The sequence below is a fragment of the Micromonospora sp. NPDC085948 genome (assembly GCF_040686315.1).
Classification (GTDB): Bacteria; Actinomycetota; Actinomycetes; order Mycobacteriales; family Micromonosporaceae; genus Micromonospora.
The window spans coordinates 213,068-230,589 of sequence record NZ_JBFBJW010000002.1; the positions used below are offsets into that span (position 1 = coordinate 213,068).

Consider the following 17,522-nt stretch of genomic DNA (forward strand, 5'->3'; position numbering starts at 1 on the left):
GCTGAACCCTGCATACCTTTTGGCGGTAAAAGGTATGTTTTTCACGGTTCAGGTTTCCTCGGGAAGGGGTCGGCGCATGGGCAGGACAGCAGCCAACTATCTCGTGGGTGGCGCACTCGCCGCCGCGGCGAGCCTCGCACTGGCGGTTCCGCCGGTGCTCGACGCCGATCCCGCGTCGGCGCGCGGGTTTGCTGCCGTCCGGGTCGCGCCGTCGGCGGACACGGGCGTCACCTTCGAGATCCTGCCGGCGTCGCCGACACCCACGCCAACGCAACCCGCGTCACCCACGCCCACCCCCACGCAACCCGCGCCGCCGACGCCCACGCAACCCACGCCGGCGCCACCGCAGCCCACGCCCAGCCACGGTCAACTGCCGGTCACCGGTTCCGGCGGGTCGACGTTGCTGCTCGTCGGACTGGGCGTGCTCCTGCTGATCGTCGGTGGCCTCGCCGCCCGTCGCTGGCGGCGCGTGTGATGTACGCCGGCCGTCGGCGGTTGGCGCGAGCCCGCCGCCGGTGGCTGGTCCATCGTGTGCACCTCGTCGATGGCCGGTGCGGAACCCGCCACCGGCGGCCGATGCGCTGTGCGGCCGCCGGCGTGGCGTCAACGTCCGGCCGGAACCCGCTCCCGTGGCCTGCCGGTGGGGGGCCGAGGGGACTTGCGGGAGCGGCGGATCAGCACCGCGAGTCCGGCGAGGAGCAGGAGGCCCGCGACGGCCGCCGCCACGGTCCAGCCGGACACCATCCGGGAGATGACGTTGCCCCGCTTGCCGACCTGACCCGGGTCGGGAAACTCGATCTGCGCGCTGACGCTGCGCTTCACCAGCCCGCTCTCCAGGTTCACCTCGATCTTCCAGGGTCCGTTCGGCAACGCGGCCGGTAGCCGGGCGATGACCTGCCCGGAGCCGCCCGGCGCCAGCGTGACGCCCTGCACCACGGGGAACGGGCCAGCGCGGCTGTCGGCCGGTCCGTCGCTGAGGGTGACCGAGCCGGTCAGGTCGATGGCACGACCGCCGGTGTTGGTGACCTGGGCGGTCACCGAGGGCTCGCCCTCGGGGCCGCGGGCCGGGCGAAGCTCACCGATGGAGAAGTCGGAGACCGGTTCGCCGCCGGGTCCGATGTCGAGGTACATCCGGACACCGACCCGGTGGATCTGGGTGACCTCTCCGCCGGCCCGGGGCGCGGAGGTGGCGGACGCCCAGATCACGCCGTACCGCTCGCCGCGCGAGGCGGGCGGCGGCACCGTGATGGTCGCCAGGACCCGGGCCTCGCCCCACGCTTCCACCTCGACAGCCGAGGTGTCGAGGGTGACCCAGGACGTCAGCTCGTTGGCCGCGCGGCCCTCGCCGAACCTGAACTCCGAACCCTCCACGCTCGCCGCCGCCGGATACACGTCGATGCGGCGGGCCTCGTCGGTGCGATTGGTGATCAGCAGTTGCCGCTTGATGGTGGTGCCCGGCGGCAGGTGATCGACGATGTAGCGCAACGCCCGGGGGTCGTCGCGCCGGTTGGTGGGTGCCTCCAGCAGCCGGATTCCGAGGCGGTCGTCGGCGTCTGGCTCGGCCGCGCCGGCCCGGGTCGTCAGACCCGGACCGGCGAGGGAGAGCAGCGCCAGTGCGACCGCGACGGTCGACCGGCCGTGGCGGCTAGGCCACCGAATGCGTCACCGTCCCGGTGTAGACGCCCGCGATGCTGTCCAGCGGCACGTTGACGATCAGGGTCGGGTTCCAGGTCGCGGTGTTGCCGCCGGTGCCACCGGCGTGGGTGAACGCCGTGAGCGGGGTGACGCTGTCCAGCGGCGCGGCGGCGCCGGCGTTGGCCTGGCCCGGCGTGAAGGTGCCGGTGCCGGTGGTCGCCGTGGCCGGGCCGGACCAGTAGTCGATCTCCCCCGGGAGGACCGTCTCGGCGGGGGTGCCGCCGCCGGTCTGGAAGACGCTGGCCGTCACTGAGGCGACCCAGGAGGCGTCCGCCGCACCCCGGGAGTCGGTGACCGTGACCGGGCCGAGCTGGCCGGTGATGGTGCTACCGGGCGCGCCGCTGCCCAGGTCGGCGGTGGCCGGCGCGTCGATGTCGAGGGTGCCCGCCGCCACCTCGAAGGTGACGTCGGTGGTGTCGGTGGGAGCGGCGGCGGCCGGTGCGGCGAGGAAGCCCACCATCGCGGCGGCGGCCGCTCCGGCGAGGCAGATCTTGGCAGTACGCACTGTTTGTTACCCCGTTCTCGAAGTGAGCCGGCGTGATTCCTCGATACAGCCGGCTACTTCGGAAGATAGGGCAGGCAGCGGGGCACAAGCGGACAAACAGCGCTTATGACCCTTTCTGGGTCAGATCAGTGCGGACTCCGCAGCGGCCAGGAACGCGTCGTTCTCGGCAGGGGTGCCGATGGTGACCCGGACCCCGTCCCCGGCGAACGGCCGCACGATCACCCCGCGTGACTCGCACGCCTTGCCGAACGCCACGGCCCGCTCGCCCAGCGGCAGCCAGACGAAGTTGGCCTGGCTCGTCGGCAGTTCGGGCACGAACTTGCGCAGCGCCTCGGTGACCCGGTCCCGCTCGGCGACGACCAGGGCGCAGCGACGCGCCATCTCCGTCGCCTGGGTCAGCGCGGCGAGCGCCCCGGCCTGGGCCGCCGTGCTGCTGGAGAACGGGGTCGCCACCTTGCGGATGGCCGCGGCCACCACCGGCTGGGCAACCAGCCAGCCCATCCGCAGCCCGGCCAGACCCCACGCCTTGGACAGGGTGCGCAACACCGCCACGTTCGGCCGGTCCAGGTAGTCGAGACCGTCCGGCACCTCCGCGTCGGTGACGAACTCCCGGTACGCCTCGTCGATCACCACCAGCACGTCGTCCGGCACCGCGTCGAGGAACCGGTCCAACTCTCCCCGGCGCACGGCCGTACCGGTGGGGTTGTTCGGGTTGCAGACGAAGATCACCCGAGTCCGTTCGGTCACCGCCGCGGCCATCGCCGCCAGGTCGTGCCCGTGCCCGGCGTCGTTGGGCACCCGCACGCTCGTCGCGCCGCTGGTCGCCACGATGATCGGGTACGCCTCGAAGGACCGCCACGAGTACAGCACCTCGTCGCCGGGCAGGCAGGTGGCCCGCACCAGGTGCTCGGCGAGCGCCACGGACCCGCAGCCGGTGGCGATCCGGTCGGCGTGCACCCCGTACCGCTCGGCCAGCGCGTCCCGCAGCGCGACCACGCCCATGTCCGGGTAGCGGTGCGAGGTGGTGATCGCCTCGGTGACCGCCTCCACCACGCCCGGCAGCGGCCCGTACGGCACCTCGTTGCTGGCCAGCTTGATGGCCTCCGGCAGGCCCAACTCACGGGCCAGGTCGGCGGGACTGCGACCCGGCACGTAGTTGGGTAGCGCGTCCAGGTCGGCGCGGGTCAGCCGCAGCGCCGGCTGATGACGTCCGGAGTCGGTCATGGGGTGTCTCCCGGGGGCTGGTTGCGGTCGTTCGAGGGGGTGGAAGCGAAGCCGTGCGGAACTTCGACGACGACTGTCTGCGCGCGCTTGTCGTGCAGCGCCTGGCGCAGCGGGTGGTCGAAGAGCGGGGAGAGGGCGTCGACGAGTTGCAGCACCAGACCGATCCCGGCGCAGTACCAGAACAGCGTCGGCAGACCCAGCAGACTCCACCGGCTCAGCGACCGAACCATGCCCAGCGGCTGGTCGGCGGCGATCGGCACCGCCCGGATCCGCATCAGCCGCTTGCCGACGGTCTGCCCGTTGGCGGCCATGGCCGGCACCTCGTACGCCAGCCAGAGCGCCGCGGCGATCAGCAGGATCACCAGCAGGAGCGAGTTGGCCTGCTCGCCGGGCAACGGCAGGCCCTCGGCGGAGGTCTCGCCCCGCTCGGCCCGCCGGAAGATCTCCCGCCAGTACGGGGCCCACTCCTGCGCCCAACGCCAGACGAACCAGCCGTTGGCCACGATGTTCAGCGCGAAGACGAGGCCGAAGTCGATCAGCCGAGCAACGAACCGGCGGCCGTAGCCGGCCAGCACGAAGCCGTGCGGACGCGGCTCGGGCGGTCGCATCGACCAACCGGGGTGCCCGGGCGGGGGCGCCCAGCCAGGTTGGCCACCCGGAGGCACCCAGCCCGGCGGACCGCCCTGCGGACCCCAACCGGGAGGGCCGGCAGCCGGTCCCGAGACTGGGCCGTGGCCCGACTGCGGGCCGTACCCCGGTGGTGGGCCGTACCCCGGTGGTGGACCCGGATGCGGCGGCCCGCCGGGGACGACGGTCGCCGGGTCCGGGGTGCCCGACGCCGCGGGCGCGACCGGGGCGACCGGCGCGGGCGGCGGCTCGACCGGCGGAGGGCCGTCCGGCGGAATGGCGTCGACGGGAATGGGCGCGCCGAGCCACCCCTCGCCGTCCCAGTAACGCCTGGTGTCGGTGTCGGCCGGGTCCACGTACCAGCCGGGTTGAACGCTCACGCCGCCGCTCCGCTTCGCTGCGCGCCGGCGCGAGGCGCCACGCTCCTGAGCCTGCTGGTTCGCTCACTGCGCTCGCTCACGCCACCGCTCCGCTTCGCTGCCTGCTGTTTCGGTCGTTGCGCTCGCTCACGAGGACACCTTAACGACGACCGTGTCGGCGAACTTGTCGTGGAGGCACTGCTGCCACGGCTTGTCCCAGAGCTGCCACAACCCGTCGACGTAGGCACCCCCCGGGACCAACGAAGCTCCCAGGTACTGCACGAGCCAGCGCCGGCCGGCCATCCGCCGGTCCAACGTGCGGCTCGGGTCGATCGGCACCACGCGCAGATTCAGCACCTTCTTGCCGACCGTCTGACCACCGCGCTTGAGGTACTCCACGTGGTAGAGCCAGTAGAACCCGAGCATCACGACGAGGAGCCCGAGCTGTAGCAGCAGGATCGGCAGGAAGAACTCGACGAAGAGGGTGGGCAGATCGGCTTCCACCAGCGGGCCGTCCGTGTGGGTCCGGGTCATCTCGGTGAACATCCGCCACCAGAGGATGAGGAAGAACGGCAGGAACAGCACCAGCGACACGGCGCTGGCCAGCGCCGTGTCGATCAACCAGGCCAGCAGCCGGTCGGCGAAACTCGCGAGCGGCTGACCGCCCGGGCTCAGCGGCGGAGGCGGCGGGCCGGGTGGTCCGGCGTGCCACGGTGGCGGTGCGTACCCGGGTGGGGCGTACTGCGGCGGCACCGCGTACCCGTGGGGGTGTGGTCCGGGCGGCGGCGCCACGCCGCCGGCGGCGGGCTGGGGCCCACCGGCCGGCGGCGTCGGGTACGACGGAGGCTGCGTCACGCCCGCAAGTGTTACAGGTTGCCGCGGGCTTCCTGCTCCCGCTCGATAGCCTGGAACAGCGCCTTGAAGTTGCCCTTGCCGAAACCGAGCGAGCCGTGCCGCTCGATCAGCTCGAAGAAGACCGTGGGGCGGTCCTGCACCGGCTTGGTGAAGATCTGGAGCAGGTAGCCGTCCTCGTCCCGGTCGACCAGGATCTTGCGGGCCTTCAGCTCCTCGATCGGCACCCGCACCTTGCCGATGCGGGCGCGCAGCTCGGGGTCCTCGTAGTACGAGTCCGGCGTGTCCAGGAACTCCACCCCGGCGGCCCGCATCGCGTCGACGCTGGCCAGGATGTCGTTGGTGGCGACGGCGATGTGCTGCGCCCCGGGACCCTGGTAGAACTCCAGGTACTCGTCGATCTGCGACTTCTTACGGGCGATCGCCGGCTCGTTGAGCGGGAACTTCACCTTGCGGGTGCCGTTCGCGACGACCTTGCTCATCAGCGCCGAGTAGTCGGTGGCGATGTCGTCGCCGACGAACTCCGCCATGTTGGAGAAGCCCATCACCCGCTTGTAGAACTCGACCCACTCGTCCATCCGGCCCAACTCCACGTTGCCGACCACGTGGTCGACGGCCTGGAAGAAGCGCTTCGGCTGGATGCCGGCGGCGATCATCGGCTGCCGGTCCACGATCGGGCCGCGAGCGGCGAAGCCGGGCAGGAACGGGCCGGTGTAGCGGGACCTGTCGACGAGCGTGTGCCGGGTGTCGCCGTACGCGGCGATGGCGGCCATCCGGACGGTGCCGTGCTCGTCGGTCACCTCGTGCGGCTCCACGACGCTGGCGGCGCCCTGCGCGATGGCGTGCGCGTACGCGGCGTCGACGTCCGGGACCTCCAGCGCGATGTCGCTGATCCCGTCGCTGTGCTTCGCCACGTGCTCGGCACCATCGGCGTCCGGGCGCACCGCGCCGGTCAGCACGAACCGGGCCGAGCCGCTGGTCAGCACGTACTGGGCGTGGTCCCGGTAACCCTGCTCGGGGCCTCGGTACGCCACGCAGGTCATGCCGAACGCGGTGGAGTAGTAGTGCGCGGCCTGCTTGGCGTTGCCGACCAGGAAGTGCACGTGGTCGAGGCCCCGGACCGGGAACGGGTCGTGGCTGATGTCGTGGTCGACAGCGCCGACGAGCCGGTCGACGTCGACGTCCTCGGTCGACTGGGGTCGGTCGATCGCCTGGGTCATGATGGCCTCCCTCGCGTACCGGCCGGCCTCGTGGGCCGGTTGTTGACCGAAGGATCGCGGTGCGGGCATCGGCTGGGCAACTGTCCGGGTAAATGCTGGTCAGGTTGCGCATTCGGTATGGTCTGGGTCCATGAATGGTGAGCAGAATGTACAGCTCGACGTCCTCGACGTGCGCTTGATCGAACTGCTCGCCGAGGAGCCGCGGATCGGGGTGCTGGAGTGCTCCCGCCGGCTCGGGGTGGCCCGCGGCACCGTGCAGGCCCGGCTGGACAAGCTCGTCGAGCGGCGGGTCATCGTGGGCTTCGGCCCGGAGATCGCACCGGCCGCGATCGGGTTCGGGGTGACCAGCTTCGTCACCCTGGAGATCAGCCAGCGGCACGGCCACGACCCGGTCACCGCCCACCTCGCCGCCATCCCCGAGGTGCTGGAGGCGCACACCATCACCGGCTCCAGCGACCTGCTCTGCCGGATCGTGGCCCGCTCCAACACCGACCTGCAACGGGTCATCGACCAGATCGTCTCGTCCGCCGGCATCACCCGGGCCTCGACGATCATCGCGTTGGCCGAGCAGATCCCCTATCGCACGCTGCCGCTGGTGCGCAGCGCCGTGCGGGCGTCCTCGTAACACCTTCGCGCGCAGAAAGCGCGGCGACACGGCGGCGCGGGCGTACGGAAGATCCGTGATCGTGGCTACGGTGTGCGGGTGGCGAAGGGGAGCGTGCGCGGCGGGCTGCTGCTCGGCCTCGCCGTGGTCGTCGCGCTCGCCGCGACCGGCGTGTGGAATCCCTTCCCCGGCCTGTGGGACTGGGTGGACCGCAGCGAACCCATCTCCGAGCCGGACGTGGTCTGGCAGCAACGGATCGGCGGCACACCGCGCAGCGTGACCATCGCCGGCGACGCCGTCGTGGTCGAACAGCGCACCCGGGTGGAGGCCCGCAGCCTCGCCACCGGGGCGCAGCTCTGGGAGCGCAAGGCGGACTGGGCGGCGGTCGCCGGCGGCGACCGGGACGCGGTCGTCGCCGTGGGCAAGCTCCTGGTCAAGGGGTACGAGCTGCTCGACCCGGCGACCGGGGCGACCCGGCGACGCGACGACGACGCGGTGGCCGTCTGGACGTACCGCAACCTGCTCCTCGACGCCCGCTGCACGGAAGCCACCGACTGCACCCTGAGTGCCTGGGACCCGCGCGGCACCACGCCACTCTGGACAGCGTTCCTGCCCGGGGTGCACAGCGGCCTACTCGCCGACAACCCGGGTCTGCGCGGCACCCGCCGGCTCACCGCCACCCGGGTCGACGACGGGGTGGCCGGGGCGGAACCAGCGCCACCGCTGCTCGGCTTCCCGGTGGACGGTCGGGTGCACGTCGTCGACACCGCCACCGGTCGCGTCTTGCAGAACGTCGAACCCGGGCGGGACGAGCGGCTGTCCGTGGTGGGCGGCCGGATGCTGCGGATCGCCGCCCGCTCCCAGGACGGCACCTGCTACTTCGCCATCTCCGCCCGGGACCCGGCGACCGGGCAGGAGGCCTGGCAGCGGGCCGGGGTCAACCTGCGGACCGCCGACAGCGCCGGCTGCGTGCAGCGCGAAGACCCGCAGGGTGCGCGGAACGTGCTGATCGGTGTCGGCCCAGACAGCCGCGAGGCGGTCGTCGACGGGTACGACGGCCGACTGCTCTGGGTCGGCGAACCGGGCACCAAGCTGATCGCCGTCGACGACCGCTACGCGGTGTTCCGCGCCGCCGACAAACGTTCCGTGGTCGCCCGTCAGCTCGGCACCGACCGGGTGCTGTGGACGCGTCCCGCCAGCGGCAAGGCCGGTGCCGCGCTGACCCCGTACGCGGCGGTGGTCGCGGACGAGAAGCCGTCCCGGTTGGCCGCGGTCGACCCGCGCAACGGCCGGGAGTTGGCAGTGCTGCGCACCTCGGCGAACGCCCTCGCGGTCGGGTCGCAGGGCATGATCATTGGTGAGGGGCGCGAGATCGGCTACGTCCGCTTCGGCGCTGGCGGGGGCTCGCCGGCCCGCCCGCCCGGCGACGGCGGGACCCCCGGCCCGGGCGGCACCGGCCCCGGTGCGCCGAACAACGGCGACTGCGGGCCGAAGGGGGAACTCTGCCCCGAACCGGACGGCGGCAAGGACGGCTGAGGGCCTGGTCGTCCGATCGCTGAGCGGGCGGCGGGACCGCGGGATGAGAGCGGCGTCCCAGGACCCGCCCGGCGGGTGGGAGTGATCGACCGGTCTGCCCTAGGCTTGCCGCTCATGAGCAGTGCCGCCGCATTCTCGTACGCCCCCCTGCTGCCGACCGGCCCCGACCAGACGGACTATCGCCTGGTCACCGACGAGGGCGTCGACGTCGTACACGGCCCGGGAGGCCGCCGGTTCCTCACCGTGGAGCCGTCCGCGCTCACCGCGCTGACCGCCGAGGCGATGCACGACATCGCGCACTACCTCCGCCCCGCGCACCTGGCCCAGCTCCGGGCGATCATCGACGACCCGGCCGCCTCGCCGAACGATCGGTTCGTCGCGCTGGACCTGCTGCGCAACGCCAACATCGCCGCCGGCGGGGTGCTGCCGATGTGCCAGGACACCGGCACCGCGATCGTGATGGGCAAGCGCGGCCGGCACGTGCTCACCGACGGCGCCGACGCCGAGGCCATCTCCCGGGGCGTCTACCAGGCCTACACGAAGCTCAACCTGCGGTACTCCCAGCTCGCCCCGCTGACCATGTGGGACGAACGCAACACCGGCAGCAACCTGCCGGCCCAGGTCGAGTTGTACGCCGAGGACCCGGACGGGCACCCCGACGCGTACAAGTTCCTGTTCATGGCCAAGGGTGGCGGCTCGGCCAACAAGTCGTACCTCTACCAGGAGACCAAGGCGCTGCTCAACCCGACGCGGATGATGCAGTTCCTGGAGGAGAAGCTGCGGCTGATCGGCACCGCCGCCTGCCCGCCGTACCACCTGGCCATCGTCATCGGCGGCACCTCCGCCGAGTACGCCCTGAAGACCGCGAAGTACGCCAGCGCGAAGTATCTCGACGCGCTGCCCACCTCCGGCTCGATGAGCGCGCACGGTTTCCGCGACCTGGAGCTGGAGGCGGAGGTGCTGGAGCTGACCCGCAACTTCGGCATCGGCGCGCAGTTCGGCGGCCGGTACTTCTGCCACGACGTGCGGGTGGTCCGGCTGCCCCGGCACGGCGCGTCCTGCCCGGTGGCGATCGCCGTCTCCTGTTCGGCGGACCGGCAGGCGGTTGCCAAGATCACCCCGTCCGGCGTGTGGCTGGAGCGACTCGAGACCGACCCGGCGCGGTTCCTGCCCGACGTCACCGACGACGCGCTCGACGCCGAGCTGGTCGTCCGGGTCGACCTGAACCGGCCGATGGACGAGATCCGCGCCGAGCTGTCCAAGTACCCGGTGAAGACCCGGCTGTCGCTGTCCGGCCCGCTCGTGGTGGCCCGGGACATCGCGCACGCGAAGATCGCCGAGCGGCTGGACGCCGGTGAGCCGATGCCGCAGTACCTACGCGACCACGCGGTCTACTACGCCGGGCCGGCGAAGACCCCCGAGGGCTACGCCTCCGGCTCCTTCGGGCCGACCACCGCCGGCCGGATGGACGCCTACGTGGAGAAGTTCCAGGCCGCCGGCGGCTCCCAGGTGATGCTCGCCAAGGGCAACCGGTCCGGCCAGGTGACCCGTTCCTGCCAGCAGCACGGCGGGTTCTACCTCGGCTCGATCGGCGGCCCCGCGGCCCGCCTCGCCCAGGACTGCATTAAGCACGTCGAGGTCCTCGAATACGCGGAGCTGGGCATGGAGGCGGTCTGGAAGATCGAGGTGGAGGACTTTCCCGCCTTCATCGTGGTCGACGACAAGGGCAACGACTTCTTCGCCGAGGTGACCAAGCCGGTGCTCACCGTCGGTCGCCGCTGACCCCACCGGCACGGCAAGGGGCGTCGAGCGAATCCGCTCGACGCCCCTTCTGTCGCCTGTGCTGTACCGACATCGGTGCGCCCACCCCACCGGAGGCGGCGGGCGTGCGCACCGCCCCCGTCGGATGCCGTCACCGACAACTCGGGAGTGAGTGTCCGATGGACCGCTGCCGATCCACTCTCACATCGCTATCGCCTGACTGAGCCAATCTGTCACCGCCGGACTACGCTGCTGAAAGTCGGGCCATTGAGGCGGGGGAGCAGATGCGGTTCGGGATCCTGGGGCCTCTGCGGGTCGGCGGTGGCGAGAGCACTGTCACCGCTGGTCGAGACCGGATCGTGCTCGCCATGCTGCTGTTGCGGGCCGGCCGGCTCGTGCCTGTCGAAGAGCTGGTCGACGCGGTGTGGGAGGAACGCCCGCCGGCCACCGCCCGGGCCCAGTTGCAGACCTGTGTGTCGCGGTTGCGACGCCGGTTCGCCGAGCTTGGGCTGGCACCGGAGGCCATCGTCACCGATCCGGCGGGGTACGGCGTCCGCACCGGGCCGGACGACCTGGACGTCGAGGTCTTCGCGCGGGGTGTGGAGACGGCCCGGGCCAGCGCGGAGGCCGGTCGGCTGGACGACGCGCGGACGGCATACCGCGGTGCCCTGGCGCTCTGGCGAGGGCCGGCGCTCGGCGGTATCCCGAGCCGGAGCATCCGCCGCCGCGCGCAGGCCCTCGACGAGCAGCGCCTGACCGCGGTGGAGGAGTGCGTCGACGTCGAGCTGCGTCTCGGCCGAGGCGCCGAGTTGATCGACGAACTCGCCGAGAGCATCGACCAGCATCCGCTGCGAGAGCGACTGCGCGGCCAACTGATGCTCGCGCTGTCCTCGGTCGGTCGACAGGCCGACGCGCTCGCGGTCTACCGGGAGGGTCGGCGGTTCTACGCCGACGAACTGGGCATCGAGCCGGGCGCCGAGCTCCAGAAGCTGCATCAACGCGTACTCGCCGGCGATCTTGTCCTGGCCGGTCGGGCGTCGTCGCCGATCCAGCCGGTCCGCTCGCTGCCCCGGGCGATCGGCGACTTCACCGGTCGGCAGCAGACGCTGGCCCGCCTCCGGAAGGACGTGGAGGCCGGCGCGCGAATCCAACTCATCGACGGAATGGCCGGCAGCGGCAAGACCACCCTCGCGGTGCACGTCGCCACCGCCCTGGCCGGCGACTACCCGGACGCCCAGCTCTACATCGACCTGCACGGGCACAGTGAGCGCACCCCACTGACTCCGGCCGCTGCGGTGGCCACGCTGCTGCGGCAACTCGGCCTGCCCGCCGAGCGGGTGCCGACCAACCAGGACGACCGGTTGGCGCTCTGGCGCAACGAGCTGGCCGGCCGGCGGGCCCTGCTGGTGCTGGACAACGCGGCCACCGCCGACCAGGTGACGCCCCTGCTGCCCAACGGTCCGCGCTGCCTGGTCCTGATCACCAGCCGTCGCCGGCTGGTCGGGGTGGACGAGGGGCGGCCGTCGTCACTGCCCGTGCTCGACACGGACGAGGCGATCGAGTTGCTCGGCCACGTGGTCGGCGTCGACCGGGTGGCGGCCGAACCGGAGGCGGCCACCGAGGTCGTCCGCCGTTGCGGTCACCTGCCCCTCGCCATCCGGCTGGCCGGCGCCCGACTGGCGCACCGCCCCCGTTGGCGCATCGCCGACCTGGCCGAGCGGCTGACGAGTCGACCCGACCCGTTGGCCGAGTTCGAGGCGGGCGACAGGTCCGTCGGGCGGGCCTTCGCCCTGTCGTACGCCCAGGTGTCGCCGGCGGCGCAGCGTGCGTTCCGGCTGCTCGGCCTGCACCCGGGGGTTCGGTTCGACAACTCGGTCGCCGCCGTCCTCGCCGAGCTTTCCCTGCCCGACGCCCAGGACCTGCTGGACGAGTTGGTCGACGCGAACCTGGTGGAAGAGGCCGAGCCCGGCCGGTACCGGTTGCACGACCTGGTCCGGGAGTACGCGCGGACCCTGGTGTCCGAGCCGGGCCGCGAGGTCGAGCGGCGGGACGGCATCGAACGTCTCCTCGACCACCATCTGCACGTCGCCACGGCGATCGCGCGCAAGACGGAACTCTCCTCGCTGCACTCGCTGATCGTGGTGGCGGAACCGCTCCGCCCGGACCTGGTCGCGCTCGTCGCCGAGCAGGGCCAGGCCTGGCTCGACGAGAACCTGGCCGTGTGGACCGCCCTGGTCCGACTGGCGGAGACCGAGGCATTCCTCAACTACTGCTGGCAGTTGGCGAGGGCGTGCTGGTACGCCCAGTTCGAGGGCGGTCGGCTGGATGAGCTGATCGAGACCCACACGATCGGCCTGCGCGCCGCCGAGGCGTTGGGCAACGACCGGGCAGTGGCGACGATGCTCAACTATCTGGCCTCGGCCCACTACCGGCTGGGTGATTTTCCCGAGTCGATCCGGGTCATGGAGAGGTCACTCGAAATCTTCCGCGAGCTGGGTCTGCGCAGCGGGTTCCGCAACACCCTCGGCAACCTGGGCAGCTCGTACGCCGGCAACTTCGAGTTCCGCCGCGCCCGGGAGTGCTTCGACGAGGCCCGCGCGGTGGCGACGCGGATGCGCGACAAGGAAGCGCTGACGAACGAACTCAACAACCTGTCGATGACCCTGCTGCTGTGGGGACGGCTCGACGAGGCGCTGCTCGTTGCCCGACGGCACCTGAGCATTGCCCGCGAGGTCGGCGGCCCGCGCCGGATCGGCAACGCCCTCGGGCATCTCGGGATGATCCGGCATCGGATGGGTGATGTGGGACCGGCCAGCCGGTTGCTGCGGGTGGCACTGCGTTTCAAGCGGGAGATGGGCACCCGGTTCGGTGAGGGTGAGGTGTTGAACGAGATCGGGATGATGGAACGGGAGGCCGGGCGTCCGGAACAGGCCGCCGACCTGCACCGTGCGGCACTCGTCGCGATGACCGAGGTGGGGGACCGCGTCGCCCAGTGCGGTTCGCGCAACCTGCTGGCCCGAGCCATCCTGGACCAGGGGGACGTGACGAGCGCACTTGACCTGCATCGCCGGGTGCTCGCCGACGCCACCGGGCTGGGTGCCAGAAACGAGCAGGGTCGGGCACTGGAAGGAATGGCCCGCTGTCTGCTGCCGACCGACCCGGCGGCGGCGCGAGCGCATCTGACCCGGGCGCTGTTCCTGCTCCGTCAGATCGAGTCGCCGGACCAGCGCGAGGTGGAACGCCTGCTCGCCGAGTTGGGCTGACGGATCATCTGCGAGTCGGCGGCGGGCGCGGCAGGATGGTACGTGTGACGACTCCAGAGGCGACCGGATACCGGATCGAACGCGACTCGATGGGCGAGGTGGAGGTGCCCGCCGAGGCGCTGTGGCGGGCACAGACCCAGCGTGCGGTGCAGAATTTCCCGATCTCCGGCCGCGGCATCGAGCCGGCCCAGATCAAGGCCCTCGCCCAGATCAAGGGCGCGGCGGCCGAGGTCAACGGCGAGTTGGGCGTGATCGAGGCCAACGTGGCCGCCGCCATCGCCGCGGCCGCCGCGCACGTGGCCGACGGCGGTTACGACGACCAGTTCCCGGTGGACGTGTTCCAGACCGGCTCGGGCACCTCGTCGAACATGAACGCCAACGAGGTGATCGCCACGCTCGCGGGCCGGGAGCTGGGCTCACCGGTGCACCCGAACGATCACGTCAACGCCTCCCAGTCGAGCAACGACGTCTTCCCATCGTCGATCCACCTGGCCGCCACGCAGTTCATCGTGGAGGATCTGCTGCCGTCGCTGGGCCACCTGGCCTCGGCACTGGAGGCCAAGGCGGCGGAGTTCGAGACGGTGGTCAAGGCCGGGCGCACCCACCTGATGGACGCCACCCCGGTCACCCTGGGCCAGGAGTTCGGCGGGTACGCCGCCCAGGTTCGCTACGGCATGGACCGGCTGGAGGGCGCGTTGCCCCGACTGGCCGAGCTGCCACTGGGTGGCACCGCCGTCGGCACCGGGATCAACACCCCGCTCGGCTTCGCCGCCGCCGTGATCGGCAAGCTACGTGAGTCGACGGGGTTGCCGCTGTCCGAGGCGCGTAACCACTTCGAGGCGCAGGGTGCCCGGGACGCCCTGGTGGAGACGTCGGGGCAACTGCGGACCGTGGCGGTCGGTCTTTACAAGATCGCCAACGACATCCGGTGGATGGGCTCCGGGCCGCGTGCCGGACTCCGCGAACTGCGTATCCCCGACCTCCAGCCCGGCTCGTCGATCATGCCCGGCAAGGTCAACCCGGTGGTCGCCGAGGCGATGCGACAGGTGTGCGCACAGGTGATCGGCAACGATGCGACGGTCGGCTTCGCCGGCTCCCAGGGCGACTTCGAGCTGAACGTGATGCTCCCCGTGATGGGCCGCAACCTGCTGGAGTCGATCCGGCTGCTCTCCGCGGTGAGCCGGCTGTTCGCCGACCGGCTGGTGGCCGGCCTGGTCGCGGACGCCGAGGTCTGCCTGGCGTACGCCGAGGGTTCACCGTCGATCGTCACCCCGCTCAACCGCTACCTGGGGTACGACGAGGCCGCCTCGATCGCCAAGGAGGCACTGGCCAAGCAGACCTCCATCCGCGAGGTGGTGATCTCCCGGGGGCACGTCGACTCCGGCAAGCTCACTGAGACCCAACTGGACGAGACGCTGGACCTGCTCCGGATGACCCACCCCTGACCTCCGGTCGGCGGGGAGCGCGCCGTGCGGGGTGATCGCGCTCGATCCAGGAATTAGTGGCCTCCACACGCCCGGACCCCACTGTTTCCTGGATCGAGCACGATCTTGCGTGGTCGGTCGGGTGGTGAGCGGGTGTTCTCCCACGCAACTTCACCGACGTTGCTGTCTCGTGGTGGCCTGAGGCAGCAACTTCACCGATGTTGCGCGGATCTTGGGCTTGGGCGGGGCGGGTAAACGGCTCGACGGTGGTGACGGGCGGCGGGATGATCCCGTCATGGGTGACCTGCCACGGACCGAGCGGTTGTGGTTTCGGCGGCTGACCATGGCCGACGTCGACGTGCTGGTCGAGTTGGACAGTGATCCCGAGGTGATGCGGTTTCTCAGCGGTGGTGTCGCCACGCCGCTGGCCACGGTCCGCGACGAGCAGTTGCCCAGGCTCCTCGGCCAGTACGAGCGGCATCCCGGGCTGGGTCGTTGGGCGGCGCTCGACCGGGAGAGTGGCGACTTCCTGGGCTGGTTCGCGCTCGACCCTTCGGCGGACGGCACCGAGGCCGAGTTGGGCTACCGGCTGCGGCGCTCGACGTGGGGTCGGGGGCTGGCTACCGAGGGGTCGCGGGCGTTGGTCCGGTACGCCTTCGACACCGTCGGGGTGCGGCGGGTCTGGGCCGAGACGATGGCCGTCAACGAACGCTCGCGGCGGGTGCTGGCCAAGGCGGGTCTGCGCTATGTGCGGACCTTCCACCTCCAGTGGGACGACCCGATTCCGGGGACCGAGCAGGGCGAGGTGGAGTACGAGTTGCGGGCCGAGGAGTGGGCGGCCGCCGCTCAGGAGCGACCGGTGGCCCGACGGGCGCGGTAGGCGGTCACCGCGGCGCGGTTGCCGCAGCCGGCCTCGCAGAACCGCCGGGACCGGTTGCGGGACAGGTCGACGACGACGTTGTCGCAGTCCGGGTACTCGCAGACTCGCAGTCGGCTCAGCTCGCCCATCCGGACCAGGTCGGCGATCGCCATCGCCGCCTCCACCGCGATCCGGGTGGCCAGTGGCGCGTCGCGGGGCACGGCGTGCAGATGGTACGGCTCGTCGTCGTGCTCGATGAGCTGCGGCAGCGCCCGGTGTTCCAACAGCAGGCCGTTGACGATGGCGACGATCTCGGGCGGCTCGGCGTCCCAGATGCGGCGCAGCCCGGGCCGCAACCGCTGGACGGCGCGTAGCTCGGCGTCGGTGTGCTCGTGCCGCCCACTGTAGGAGTGGCGGACGAAGAACGCGTCCAGCGCGGCAACGTCGGGCAGCAGTTCGCCGGACCGACCTGCCGTATTCACAAGCGCGGCGGCAGCAATCAGGGAACACTCGGTGTCATGAGCAAAGAGCATCTTGACTCCTGTCAGAGCTTCCGCCTAGCGTCATCAGCACAAGGATAGTTTGCTCATGACACGGTGCCGACCCGAGGAGCGCGACATGCACTCACGACCTGCCGCCGGCGTCGCGTTGGCGCTGCTCTCCGCAATCACCTTCGCCACCTCGGGCACCTTCGCGCGATCACTCATCGAGGCCGGCTGGTCGGCCGAGTCGGCAGTGATCGCCCGGGTCGGCATCGCCGCCCTGGTGCTGGCGATCCCCGCCGTGCTCGCGATGCGGGGGAGGTGGGCCGTCCTGCGGAGCAACGCCACGTCCATCGGGCTGTTCGGGCTCCTCGGGGTGGCGCTGGCCCAGGTCTGCTATTTCAATGCCGTGCGCTACCTGCCGGTCGGTGTCGCGCTGTTGCTCGAATACCTGGGCATCATCCTCGTCGTGGGCTGGATGTGGCTGCGGCACGGGCAACGACCCCGCCAGCTCACCGTGGCCGGGTCGGTAGCCGCCCTGATCGGACTGGCGTTCGTGCTCGACCTCGCTGGCACCGCCGACTTCCACCCGGTAGGGGTGCTCTGGGGGCTGGGCGCGGCATTCGGCCTGGCCGGATACTTCGTGCTCGCCGGACGGGTCGACCCCCGGTTGCCCTCGGTCGCCATGGCCAGCGGCGGAATGGCCATCGGTGCCGTCGTGCTGCTCCTCCTCGGGCTGACCGGTCTGCTGCCGCTGCACGCCACCTTCGGCGAGGTCACCTTCGCCGGGCAGCCCACCAGTTGGCTGCTGCCCATCGCCGGGCTCTCGCTGGTGGCCGCCGTCATCGCGTACCTGGCCGGCATCGCCGGCAACCGGATCCTCGGCCCCCGGCTGTCGTCGTTCGTCGGGTTGACCGAGGTGCTCTTCGCGGTGCTGATCGCCTGGCTGTTCCTGGACGAGTTGCCCACCGGCTGGCAGCTCCTCGGCGGCGCGATGATCGTCGCCGGGGTCGCGCTGGTCCGACTCGACGAGCTGCGCAGGACTCCATCAGCGTCCGCGTCCGACCCAACCGAGCCGGCGCTGGCGCTCGACGGTCGGTGAGACAGTGGG

15 protein-coding genes are annotated in these 17,522 nt (G+C 71.5%); 8 read left to right on the plus strand and 7 right to left on the minus strand.

Annotated elements, in window-relative coordinates; genetic code table 11:
• Positions 1–76 precede the first annotated feature (76 nt).
• A complete protein-coding gene (locus AB0O48_RS06745; protein WP_357252737.1) occupies positions 77–475 on the plus strand; it encodes an LPXTG cell wall anchor domain-containing protein in 399 nt (132 codons plus the stop codon).
• Positions 476–603: 128 nt separating this feature from the next.
• Here AB0O48_RS06745 and AB0O48_RS06750 read toward each other — a convergent pair whose 3' ends face one another.
• From AB0O48_RS06750 to hppD, 6 genes are all read right to left on the minus strand, one after another.
• The gene (locus AB0O48_RS06750; protein ID WP_357252734.1) at positions 604–1,485 is read right to left on the minus strand and encodes a hypothetical protein; all 882 of its coding nucleotides are present in this window, start codon (positions 1,483–1,485) and stop codon (positions 604–606) included.
• A 160-nt stretch (positions 1,486–1,645) separates the two neighbouring features.
• On the minus strand, positions 1,646–2,200 hold the full coding sequence (locus AB0O48_RS06755; RefSeq protein ID WP_357252733.1) for a hypothetical protein: 555 nt from the start codon (positions 2,198–2,200) through the stop codon (positions 1,646–1,648).
• Positions 2,201–2,320: 120 nt separating this feature from the next.
• Complete coding sequence (hisC, locus tag AB0O48_RS06760) at positions 2,321–3,424, minus strand: histidinol-phosphate transaminase (RefSeq protein WP_357252730.1); 1,104 nt, start codon at positions 3,422–3,424, stop codon at positions 2,321–2,323.
• Positions 3,421–4,431 carry an RDD family protein gene (locus AB0O48_RS06765; RefSeq protein WP_357252727.1) on the minus strand — a complete coding sequence of 337 codons (1,011 nt, stop codon included), beginning with the start codon at positions 4,429–4,431 and terminating at the stop codon, positions 3,421–3,423. Before AB0O48_RS06765 ends, hisC begins: the two co-directional genes overlap by 4 nt.
• A 126-nt stretch (positions 4,432–4,557) precedes the next feature.
• Positions 4,558–5,265 carry an RDD family protein gene (locus AB0O48_RS06770; RefSeq protein ID WP_357252724.1) on the minus strand — a complete coding sequence of 236 codons (708 nt, stop codon included), beginning with the start codon at positions 5,263–5,265 and terminating at the stop codon, positions 4,558–4,560.
• Between the two features lie 11 nt (positions 5,266–5,276).
• Positions 5,277–6,482: a 4-hydroxyphenylpyruvate dioxygenase gene (gene hppD / locus AB0O48_RS06775; protein WP_357252721.1), complete on the minus strand. Its 1,206-nt coding sequence runs from the start codon at positions 6,480–6,482 to the stop codon at positions 5,277–5,279.
• A gap of 130 nt (positions 6,483–6,612) precedes the next feature.
• On the opposite strand from hppD, the gene AB0O48_RS06780 reads away from it, so the two are divergent.
• The 6 genes from AB0O48_RS06780 (at position 6,613) to AB0O48_RS06805 (ending at position 15,950) form a co-directional block, all read left to right on the plus strand.
• Positions 6,613–7,107, plus strand: a complete 495-nt coding sequence (locus AB0O48_RS06780) for an Lrp/AsnC family transcriptional regulator (RefSeq protein ID WP_357252719.1) — start codon at positions 6,613–6,615, stop codon at positions 7,105–7,107.
• A gap of 105 nt (positions 7,108–7,212) precedes the next feature.
• Positions 7,213–8,622 carry a PQQ-binding-like beta-propeller repeat protein gene (locus AB0O48_RS06785; RefSeq protein WP_357253046.1) on the plus strand — a complete coding sequence of 470 codons (1,410 nt, stop codon included), beginning with the start codon at positions 7,213–7,215 and terminating at the stop codon, positions 8,620–8,622.
• A gap of 114 nt (positions 8,623–8,736) precedes the next feature.
• Positions 8,737–10,404, plus strand: coding sequence for a fumarate hydratase (locus tag AB0O48_RS06790; protein WP_357370701.1), 1,668 nt, complete (start codon positions 8,737–8,739; stop codon positions 10,402–10,404).
• 263 nt (positions 10,405–10,667) lie between these two features.
• A complete protein-coding gene (locus AB0O48_RS06795; RefSeq protein ID WP_357570802.1) occupies positions 10,668–13,646 on the plus strand; it encodes a BTAD domain-containing putative transcriptional regulator in 2,979 nt (992 codons plus the stop codon).
• Between the two features lie 35 nt (positions 13,647–13,681).
• Entirely contained in the window at positions 13,682–15,091 is a 1,410-nt protein-coding gene (locus AB0O48_RS06800; protein WP_357252710.1) for a class II fumarate hydratase, read from the plus strand.
• 274 nt (positions 15,092–15,365) lie between these two features.
• Entirely contained in the window at positions 15,366–15,950 is a 585-nt protein-coding gene (locus tag AB0O48_RS06805; protein ID WP_357570804.1) for a GNAT family N-acetyltransferase, read from the plus strand.
• Here the strand turns inward: AB0O48_RS06805 and AB0O48_RS06810 are convergent.
• Positions 15,917–16,462 carry a CGNR zinc finger domain-containing protein gene (locus AB0O48_RS06810; protein ID WP_357252704.1) on the minus strand — a complete coding sequence of 182 codons (546 nt, stop codon included), beginning with the start codon at positions 16,460–16,462 and terminating at the stop codon, positions 15,917–15,919. The two genes, AB0O48_RS06805 and AB0O48_RS06810, sit on opposite strands and share 34 nt — an antisense overlap.
• An 85-nt stretch (positions 16,463–16,547) precedes the next feature.
• Between AB0O48_RS06810 and AB0O48_RS06815 the strand changes: the two genes are divergently transcribed.
• Entirely contained in the window at positions 16,548–17,513 is a 966-nt protein-coding gene (locus tag AB0O48_RS06815) for an EamA family transporter (protein WP_357252701.1), read from the plus strand.
• Positions 17,514–17,522: the final 9 nt, after the last annotated feature.